The sequence below is a fragment of the Buttiauxella sp. S19-1 genome (assembly GCF_022134725.1).
Lineage (GTDB): Bacteria > Pseudomonadota > Gammaproteobacteria > Enterobacterales > Enterobacteriaceae > Buttiauxella > Buttiauxella ferragutiae.
Genome location: NZ_JAHWLU010000044.1, coordinates 25,285 through 33,744 on the forward strand (window position 1 = coordinate 25,285; position 8,460 = coordinate 33,744).

The 8,460-nt window shown below is 50.4% G+C and carries 10 protein-coding genes; 3 read left to right on the plus strand and 7 right to left on the minus strand.

Annotation, left to right across the window (positions count from 1 at the left end):
• Positions 1–9: 9 nt before the first annotated feature.
• Positions 10–654, minus strand: coding sequence for a glutathione transferase (yfcF, locus tag MES37_RS11915; RefSeq protein ID WP_064544787.1), 645 nt, complete (start codon positions 652–654; stop codon positions 10–12).
• Positions 655–804: 150 nt separating this feature from the next.
• Between yfcF and yfcG the strand changes: the two genes are divergently transcribed.
• From yfcG to MES37_RS11930, 3 genes are all read left to right on the plus strand, one after another.
• Positions 805–1,434, plus strand: a complete 630-nt coding sequence (yfcG, locus tag MES37_RS11920) for a GSH-dependent disulfide bond oxidoreductase (RefSeq protein ID WP_064544785.1) — start codon at positions 805–807, stop codon at positions 1,432–1,434.
• Between the two features lie 91 nt (positions 1,435–1,525).
• Positions 1,526–1,900: a dihydroneopterin triphosphate 2'-epimerase gene (folX, locus tag MES37_RS11925; RefSeq protein WP_064544783.1), complete on the plus strand. Its 375-nt coding sequence runs from the start codon at positions 1,526–1,528 to the stop codon at positions 1,898–1,900.
• Between the two features lie 16 nt (positions 1,901–1,916).
• Entirely contained in the window at positions 1,917–2,810 is an 894-nt protein-coding gene (locus tag MES37_RS11930; protein ID WP_237931494.1) for a TIGR01777 family oxidoreductase, read from the plus strand.
• A gap of 79 nt (positions 2,811–2,889) precedes the next feature.
• Here MES37_RS11930 and hisP read toward each other — a convergent pair whose 3' ends face one another.
• The 6 genes from hisP to MES37_RS11960 form a co-directional block, all read right to left on the minus strand.
• Positions 2,890–3,663, minus strand: coding sequence for a histidine ABC transporter ATP-binding protein HisP (gene hisP / locus MES37_RS11935; RefSeq protein ID WP_034497324.1), 774 nt, complete (start codon positions 3,661–3,663; stop codon positions 2,890–2,892).
• A gap of 10 nt (positions 3,664–3,673) precedes the next feature.
• Positions 3,674–4,390 carry an ABC transporter permease gene (locus MES37_RS11940; protein ID WP_064544779.1) on the minus strand — a complete coding sequence of 239 codons (717 nt, stop codon included), beginning with the start codon at positions 4,388–4,390 and terminating at the stop codon, positions 3,674–3,676.
• Positions 4,387–5,073, minus strand: a complete 687-nt coding sequence (locus MES37_RS11945; RefSeq protein WP_064544777.1) for a histidine ABC transporter permease HisQ — start codon at positions 5,071–5,073, stop codon at positions 4,387–4,389. The genes MES37_RS11940 and MES37_RS11945 overlap by 4 nt, the downstream gene beginning before the upstream one ends.
• Before the next feature lie 74 nt (positions 5,074–5,147).
• Positions 5,148–5,930, minus strand: coding sequence for a histidine ABC transporter substrate-binding protein HisJ (hisJ, locus tag MES37_RS11950; RefSeq protein WP_064544775.1), 783 nt, complete (start codon positions 5,928–5,930; stop codon positions 5,148–5,150).
• A gap of 327 nt (positions 5,931–6,257) precedes the next feature.
• On the minus strand, positions 6,258–7,040 hold the full coding sequence (argT, locus tag MES37_RS11955) for a lysine/arginine/ornithine ABC transporter substrate-binding protein ArgT (RefSeq protein WP_064544773.1): 783 nt from the start codon (positions 7,038–7,040) through the stop codon (positions 6,258–6,260).
• Between the two features lie 295 nt (positions 7,041–7,335).
• The gene (locus MES37_RS11960) at positions 7,336–7,905 is read right to left on the minus strand and encodes a UbiX family flavin prenyltransferase (RefSeq protein ID WP_064544771.1); all 570 of its coding nucleotides are present in this window, start codon (positions 7,903–7,905) and stop codon (positions 7,336–7,338) included.
• Positions 7,906–8,460: the final 555 nt, after the last annotated feature.

The following is an 8,460-nucleotide window of genomic DNA, read 5'->3' on the forward strand; positions in this document are numbered from 1 at the left end:
TGGGACGAATCAGCCAGAATGCTTTGCGGAAAGTGCCAGAAAACGCTGAACCGAAGCCCGCTGCCATTGGAATGTTGCGTATTCTTCTAAGCGCTCAGGCACTTCATCACCATTTAAGATCAAACGGTTCAGCATCAATGCCAGATCAAGGTCGGCAATTGACCATTCACCAAACAAATTTTGCTGGCCGATGGGCAATAATCCCTCGACGGTAGCCAGAAGTTTTTGTGCCGCACCCTGCCCACGCTCTGTTAATGGTGGCTTCTTCACTCCTGCGAAAACAACGTCGGTAGAACGCTCTTCGCGAATCGGCATTAAATCGCTACGGATCCAGGCCTGAATTTGGCGGGCCCTGGCACGTTTTTCCAGATCGTGTGGATAAATGCGCTCCCATGTCGGTGGAGCAAAACGTTCTTCGAGATATTCAGTAATGGCCGAAGACTCACTCAGTACAAAATCATCGACCGCAATGACAGGGACACGGCGAGTCAGGTCATACCCTTTCCAGCCAGGTTGCAGATTTTGGCCGCTATTCAGGTCGATAGTTTGCAACGTGAAGTTTAGACCTTTCTCTCTCAAGGCAACATAAACAGACATGACATACGGGCTAAAGTAGTTGCTATCGGACCAAAGCGTTATTGTCGGCTGACTCATAATATCCCCATGATTTAGTTACCCAGGCTATTGAACATATAGCGGAAAATCACGCCTGTCACTTGAGCAAAACTCATCTACAGAGCAGTTTTTTCAAAAAGTCTATACTCCATAGGTTTATAAGAAAACTGATGTCAGGATGGTATTGAGATGATCGACCTTTACTACGCACCCACACCAAACGGCCACAAAATCACGCTGTTTCTGGAAGAGGCAGGTCTGGAGTACACCATTCATCGTATTGATATTGGCAAAGGAGATCAGTTTCAGCCTGCCTTTTTGGCGATTTCCCCGAACAATAAAATTCCGGCAATTATCGACAGGAATCCTACCGATGGTGGCGGCCCATTGAGCCTATTTGAGTCAGGCGAAATCCTGCTTTATCTGGCCGAAAAGACCAACGAGCTATTGAGTAAAGATTTGCGTGAGCGCGCCCACACCCTGCAATGGCTGTTCTGGCAAGTCGGTGGTTTTGGCCCAATGCTCGGCCAGAACCACCACTTTAATCATTTCGCCCCCCAGCCTGTCCCCTACGCCATTGAGCGTTACCAGGTGGAAACTCAACGCTTATATGGCGTTCTCAATAAGCAACTGGAGAAAACCCCGTGGCTTGGCGGCGATGAGTACAGCATCGCCGATATTGCGACTTACCCGTGGACGGTTTCCCATGAGCGCCAACGCATAAACCTGGCGCACTTCCCTGCTGTTCAAAACTGGTTTGAGAGAATCCGCTCACGCCCGGCAACCGAACGCGCCTATGAGAAAGCGCAACAAAACTAAACCCTGCGCGCCCGACAAGGCGCGCAATTTTTTTCCTCATGCATTTTGGGTATAGTCTAGGTCGGAAATTACTACATGGAGGCAACCTGCAATGTCATCCCCACAACCAGACGCGATTATTCGAATTAAAAATTTACGCCTGCGCACTTTCATTGGCATCAAAGAAGAAGAAATTGCCAATCGCCAGGATATTGTCGTTAACGTCGCGATTCATTATCCGGCAGATAAAGCACGTGCCAGCGAAGACATCAACGATGCGCTGAACTACCGCACCATTACCAAACAAATCATCCAGTTGGTTGAAAATCATCGCTTCTCATTGTTAGAAAAATTAACTCAGGATGTGCTCGATATCGCATGCGACCATCCGTGGGTGTCTTATGCTGAAGTGGAAATCGATAAACTTCACGCGCTGCGTTATGCCGACTCAGTATCCATGACGATGAGTTGGCGTCGCCAGGCGTAATAAGCTGGAGACGACCATGCAGATACTGATTACCGGCGGAACCGGATTGATTGGCCGCCATTTGGTGCCGCGCTTGCTGGAATTAGGGCACGATGTCACCGTCGTCACTCGAAACCCTGAGAAAGCCCGCGTACTTTTTGATCAAAAAGTCATGCTTTGGAAAGGGTTAAGTGAGAACTCCAGTCTTGATGGCTTTGATGCCGTCATCAATCTGGCGGGCGAACCTATTGCTGACAAACGCTGGACCGAAGCGCAAAAACAACGGTTGTGTAACAGCCGCTGGCAAATCACCGAACGTCTGGTCGAGATGTTTAAAACCAGTCAAACGCCGCCGTCAGTATTTATCTCTGGCTCAGCCGCAGGCTATTACGGCGATCTCGGCGAAGTGGTCGTCAACGAAGATGAGCCGCCGCACAATGAATTTACCCATAAACTCTGCTCCCGCTGGGAACAAATCGCCTGTGGCGCGCAGAGCGAGCACACACGTGTCTGCCTGCTGCGTACCGGCGTGGTTCTGGCTCCAAAAGGCGGGATTCTGGCGAAACTACTGCCGATATTTCGCTTAGGCCTGGGCGGGCCGATGGGCGATGGGCGGCAATATCTGGCATGGATTCATATCGACGATATGGTCAACGGCATTCTGTGGTTGCTGGATAACGATCTACGCGGGCCTTTCAACATGGTTTCGCCCTACCCGGTTCGCAATGAACAATTTTCTCATGCACTCGGCCACGTACTCAATCGCCCGGCGTTTATGCGAGCACCGGCAACTGCGGTAAAAATGATGATGGGTGAATCTTCGGTATTGGTGTTAGGCGGGCAACGCGCATTGCCAAAGCGGCTTGAGGAGTCCGGGTTTGGTTTTCGTTGGTATGACCTTGAGGAAGCGCTTGGGGATGTGGTGCGGTAAGAAACGCCCTCATCCCAACCTTGTCCCCAGGAGAAGGGGAAAGCGAGCACCCTCTCCCTGGGGAGAGGGTGAGGGGGAATTACTTCAGCGATCCCGACAAGAACTGCTGCAAACGCGCACTTTTCGGGTTACCAAACAACTCTTCTGGCGTCCCTTCTTCTTCGATTAAGCCCTGATGCAGGAAAATTACATGGTTTGAAACGTGGCGCGCAAAGTCCATCTCATGCGTGACCACCACCATGGTTTTCCCCTCTTCGGCCAGTTTCTGCATGATACGCAATACTTCGCCTACCAGCTCAGGGTCGAGCGCGGAAGTCGGTTCATCGAACAGCAACACTTCCGGTTCCATCGCCAGCGCACGGGCAATAGAAACACGTTGTTGCTGGCCGCCGGACAGATGCACCGGATATTTCACCTGCTGGCGCTCGTCAATGCCGACTTTCGCCAGATACTTAACCGCACGTTCTTTCGCTTCTTGCTTGCTCAGGCCAAGCACCTGAATCGGCGCTTCCATGACGTTTTCCAGCACCGTCATATGGCTCCACAAGTTGAAATGCTGGAACACCATCGTCAGGCGTGTGCGCAGCAAACGAAGCTGGTTTTTATCGGCAACTTTCAGTTGCCCATCAGTATCGCGCACCAGGTTTATGTTCTGGTTATTGACGACAATCGTCCCTTCACTCGGTTTTTCAAGGAAGTTAATGCAGCGTAAAAAGGTACTTTTACCGGAACCCGATGAGCCAATGATGCTTATGACATCGCCAGCGTTGGCTTGTAAAGAAACCCCTTTCAGCACTTCATGTTGCCCATAGCGCTTGTGCAGGTCGGTAACGCTTAATTTTTTATCAGTCATCATTGCACACTCAATGTGTTGAGCTTGGTTTAACATGCTGCAACCAGCGTTGCTCAGCCTTGCGGAACAATCTAATCAGCACATAGGAAATACACAGGTACAGCACCGCAGCAATCCCGAAGGCCGTAAACGGCTGGTAGGTAGCGGAGTTGATATCGCGGGCGATCTTCAGCAGATCGGGCACTGTAGCGGTAAACGCCAGCGCCGTAGAATGCAGCATCAAAATCACTTCGTTGCTGTACGCAGGCAGCGCGATACGCAACGCCGATGGCAAAATAATGCAACGATACAATTTGAATGGCGAGAAACCATAAGCACGAGCCGCTTCAATTTCACCGTGCGGCACAGAGCGAATCGCCCCGGCAAAGATTTCTGTAGTGTAGGCACAGGTATTTAGCGTCAGCGCCAGCACCGTACAGTTCAGGCCGCTGCGGAAAAACTCATTGAGCAACACCGTGCCTTTCACTACTTCCAGCGTGTACATCCCGGAGTAGAACACCAGCAACTGCACATACAGCGGTGTGCCACGGAAAATGTAGGTAAACAGCCAGATAGGGAACGCGATAAACTTATTGCTTGAGACACGGCCAATTGCCAGGAACAGCGCCAGAATCCCGCCCATCACGACCGAAGAAATCAGCAGCCACAGCGTGATAGCCACACCGGTGAGGCGATAACCGTCTGTCCACAGCAGCGCTTTCCAGTACTCCTGAATAATTTCGATCATAGATCAGCCCTCTTCACGCCAACCGAGTAACGGCGTTCAAGCCAGAGCAGCACACCGTTCGATACCGTGGTAAAGAACAGGTAAATTAGCCCGGCGACAATCGCAAAGTAGAACGGCTGCCAGGTGCTTTTCCCAGCTAGTTGAGTGGCTTTAACCACATCTTCCAGGCCTAGTAACGACACCAGCGCAGTGGACTTTAAAATGACCTGCCAGTTATTACCGATGCCCGGAAGCGCATAACGCATCATGGCCGGGAAGAGAATACGGCGGAAAGTTTGCGAACCGGTGAAGCCAAAAGCGGTTGCCGCTTCGATATGGCCTTTCGGTACCGCCATAAAAGCGCCACGGAAGGTTTCGGTAAAATAGGCTCCGTAGATAAAACCGAGTGTAATGATACCAGCCACCATCGGGTCGATATCAAACTGAGACGCGCCCAGCCAGTCGGTTAACACATTGAGTGCCATTTGCAGGCCGTAGAAAATCAGCAGCATCAGCACCAGATCAGGAACACCACGAATCAAGGTGGTATAACCTTCAAACAGCATGGCTAACGGGCGATTTTTGGATAACTTAGCACCAGCTCCCGCCAGGCCAATAATAACGGCGAGGATAACGGAGCTTAACGCCAGTTCCAGCGTGACGATCGCCCCTTTAAAAATGACTTCTGAAAAACCGTACAGCATGGTGCGTATCCTGTCGTCAGTGTTTGCACAAACCTAACCTGCCCTTTACGGGCAGGTTGAACCACTGGTGACTGTTAACCACCGTAAACATCGAAGTCGAAGTATTTCTTCGCTAACTTCTCGTAAGTTCCATCTTTGCGCATTTCTGCAAACGCTTTGTTCAGCGCCTGGCGTAACTCGGTATCGTCTTTACGCAGACCCATACCGGTACCCACGCCGAACAGCTTTTCGTCTTTAATTGATGGGCCACCAAACTGGTAATTGGCACCAACAGGTTGTTTCAGGAAACCTTCGCTGGCGGCCACTTCATCCTGGAATGCCGCATCAATACGGCCAGCGGTTAAGTCGGCGTAAATAGAGTCCTGACCCTGATAAGAGACAATTTCAATGCCTTTAGGTGCCCAGTGCTCGTTACCAAAGGTTTCTTGCGTGGTGCCTTGCAGCACACCAACACGCTTACCTTTCAGCGACTCAAGCGTTGGCTGAATTGGCGAACCTTTAGCGACCACTAAACGCGAATCTGCCGCGTACAGTTTGTCGGTGAAGGCAATTTCTTGTTGGCGTTTTTCAGTGATGGAAAGTGACGACATAATCGCGTCGATTTTTTTCGCTTTCAACGAAGGGATCAGCGCATCCAGTGGATTTTCCACGAAGGTGCAGTTGGTTTCGATGCGTTTACAAAGTTCTTTTGCCAGATCGATGTCAAAACCGATCAATTCCCCTTGAGCATTTTTCGACTCAAACGGAGCATAAGTTGGGTCAGTGCCGATACGTAAATTCTTAGGAATTGCGGCGAAAGCTGTGGATACACTGGAAAATGCCAGTACTAAAGAAAGAGCAATGATCTGCTTGTTCATAATTATCCTCGAATAGACTGCACCCGTCGCCCTTCAAGATGCTCGGGTAAATTTTATGTGCGATGGCTTTTTAACCGTATAAAATTGCATGTTCTATGCCAATTTATGCATCTTAATATAGTGTTTTTCCTGGGTGTAAGCTCGCCATGCTACTCCGGCACTTTCACTCAAAAAAGACACTGCACCAACAGGATGCAAGGAAATTGCCATTCTGGTGCACCCGAAAAAATTTGCACTAAATCAGTGCAAGCAATTCAGCGCTAGTTTGCAATTCTATTCAGCCCGGCCATGACGAATCATAACCGGGCTACAGACTACGGGATAACGTTATTCACCGTAAACATTAAAATCGAAGTACTTCTTCGCAAATTTGTCGTAAGTGCCGTCTTTACGCATTTCAGCCAGTGCTTTATCAAAGGCCGCTTTCAGCTCAGTGTCCTCTTTGCGCAAGCCAATACCGGTGCCATCACCAAAGTACTGTTTGTTTTTCACCGCTGGGCCAGCAAACGCATAACCGCTACCGGCAGGCAGTTTCAGGAAGCCTTCGCTCGCCGCGGTTTCATCCTGGAAAGCAGCATCCAGACGACCCGCTGCAAGGTCAGAATAAATCAGATCCTGGTTAGCATAAGGCACCACATCGATACCTTTGCTACGCCATTCAGCGTTGGCATACGCTTCTTGCGTAGAGCCTTGCAACACACCGATGTGCTTGCCTTTGAGGGAATCAAGAGTCGGTTGAACTGGGGAGCCTTTAACGGCAATCAGGCGGGAGTCAGCAGCATAAAGTTTGTCTGAGAAGGCGATTTCTTTCTGGCGCTTTTCGGTGATGGAAAGTGAGGAGATGATACCGTCGATTTTCTTCGCTTTAAGCGATGGAATCAGCGCATCAAAGTCACTGGCAACCCACGTACATTTAGTATTAATGCGCTTACAGAGCTCATTGCCGAGATCAATATCGAAACCAACAAAATCCCCTTTCGCGTCTTTAGAAGAAAACGGCGCGTATGTCGTGTCCGTACCAAGACGAAGACTCTGTGGAATGGCTGCGAAAACGCTGGCGGTGGCACTCAGGCCTAGCAGTAAAGACAGAGCAAGAACTTGCTTTTTCATACGGTACCCTCAAGTAACTGGTCTTATTATGTGTAATATCGTGTTGTATTTGTTTTGTGTTGCGAAGCAGAGTTGCAGTTCTCATGCCACTTTTTCTTGCGTGAAAGAAAGTGCGCACTAGCGTGTTAAATAAAAGTTACAACCCTGTCACGAGATTGAAAGATAGCAGGTCTGGTATGAGGAAAAAGCATTAACGGAGGAAAATAGCGGATAAATGTTCTGGAAGTGATCGAGGTTACAAAATCGCCCCATTTTGAGGCGAAGGGTTTTGTGATGCACCACACTGGGACAGTGTTTAAGCCCCACTCCAGCGTGTGAACAGATCTTGCGGAAGCTCAATATCAAACTGATCGATGACCCGATTCACTGTCTGGTCGATAATATCCTGCACGCTCTGCGGGCGATGATAGAACGCCGGCATCGGCGGCATAATCACCGCGCCCATTTCAGCCGCCTGGGTCATCAAGCGCAAATGGCCAAGGTGCAGCGGGGTTTCACGTACGCAAAGCACCAACGGACGACGTTCTTTCAGCACCACATCGGCGGCTCGTGTCAGCAGGCCATCTGTATAGCTATGAACGATGCCAGAAAGGGTTTTGATTGAGCAGGGCAGTATGACCATGCCGTGGGTCTTAAAAGAGCCTGAGGAGAGGCTGGCGGCGATATCACGCGAGTCGTGAACTACATCAGCAAATGCCTGAACTTCTCTTAAGGAAATATCGGTTTCCAGTGCGAGTGTCTGGCGAGCGGCATTGCTGAGGATGAGATGAGTTTCGACATCCGGCAATTGTTGCAGCACCTGAAGCAGTCGCACACCATAAGTCGCGCCACTGGCACCTGAAATCCCAACAATTAACCGTTTCATAATTTACGTTCGCCCGAGGAGTTTATCTGGGCTGACTTTGCCGCAAGATGGGGCGGGATGCAAGCAGTGGTCACCCTCTCCTTCAAGGCTGTCTCTTAGTCACATCTGCGTGAGTCGGGAGACAGTTCCGTTCACCCGGTGTTCAGTGTTTTATATAGCCACTGAACTGGTGAACGTCTTAGGGTGGTCACCGTCGCCACCCTAAGAACCCGGACTCCCGGCAAATCAATCGCCGCAAGCGGTAAACCTCCATTTTGCCTCCGTGTCAGGGTCGGTTGCGATTCGTTCCAGACGATCGCGCCCTCCAGCCGTTCCCGACGGCTGGACCCTGCCACCAGGAGTCAAAATGGAGGCGATTTAAGCCGGAACCCAAGGTCAACGTCAAAACCCAAAGGCTACACCGAGCCGGTTTTGACCTTGTTCCCGGCTTCAGTCGCACCGTTTTTTACCCTTCAGTCGGGGTCACGTGGTCGGGAACCACGTGAGAGAGCGATCGTCGGACTAAAAATGTCAGGAACATTTTTGAACAACGCTTGCGTTGGCCACGAAGTGGTT

Bases quoted from the DNA above. Each gene is read 5' to 3' on its own strand.
- yfcF (WP_064544787.1), bottom strand. From the start codon at position 654: ATGAGTCAGCCGACAATAACGCTTTGGTCCGATAGCAACTACTTTAGC.
- yfcG (WP_064544785.1), top strand. From the start codon at position 805: ATGATCGACCTTTACTACGCACCCACACCAAACGGCCACAAAATCACG.
- folX (WP_064544783.1), top strand. From the start codon at position 1,526: ATGTCATCCCCACAACCAGACGCGATTATTCGAATTAAAAATTTACGC.
- MES37_RS11930 (WP_237931494.1), top strand. From the start codon at position 1,917: ATGCAGATACTGATTACCGGCGGAACCGGATTGATTGGCCGCCATTTG.
- hisP (WP_034497324.1), bottom strand. From the start codon at position 3,663: ATGACTGATAAAAAATTAAGCGTTACCGACCTGCACAAGCGCTATGGG.
- MES37_RS11940 (WP_064544779.1), bottom strand. From the start codon at position 4,390: ATGATCGAAATTATTCAGGAGTACTGGAAAGCGCTGCTGTGGACAGAC.
- MES37_RS11945 (WP_064544777.1), bottom strand. From the start codon at position 5,073: ATGCTGTACGGTTTTTCAGAAGTCATTTTTAAAGGGGCGATCGTCACG.
- hisJ (WP_064544775.1), bottom strand. From the start codon at position 5,930: ATGAACAAGCAGATCATTGCTCTTTCTTTAGTACTGGCATTTTCCAGT.
- argT (WP_064544773.1), bottom strand. From the start codon at position 7,040: ATGAAAAAGCAAGTTCTTGCTCTGTCTTTACTGCTAGGCCTGAGTGCC.
- MES37_RS11960 (WP_064544771.1), bottom strand. From the start codon at position 7,905: ATGAAACGGTTAATTGTTGGGATTTCAGGTGCCAGTGGCGCGACTTAT.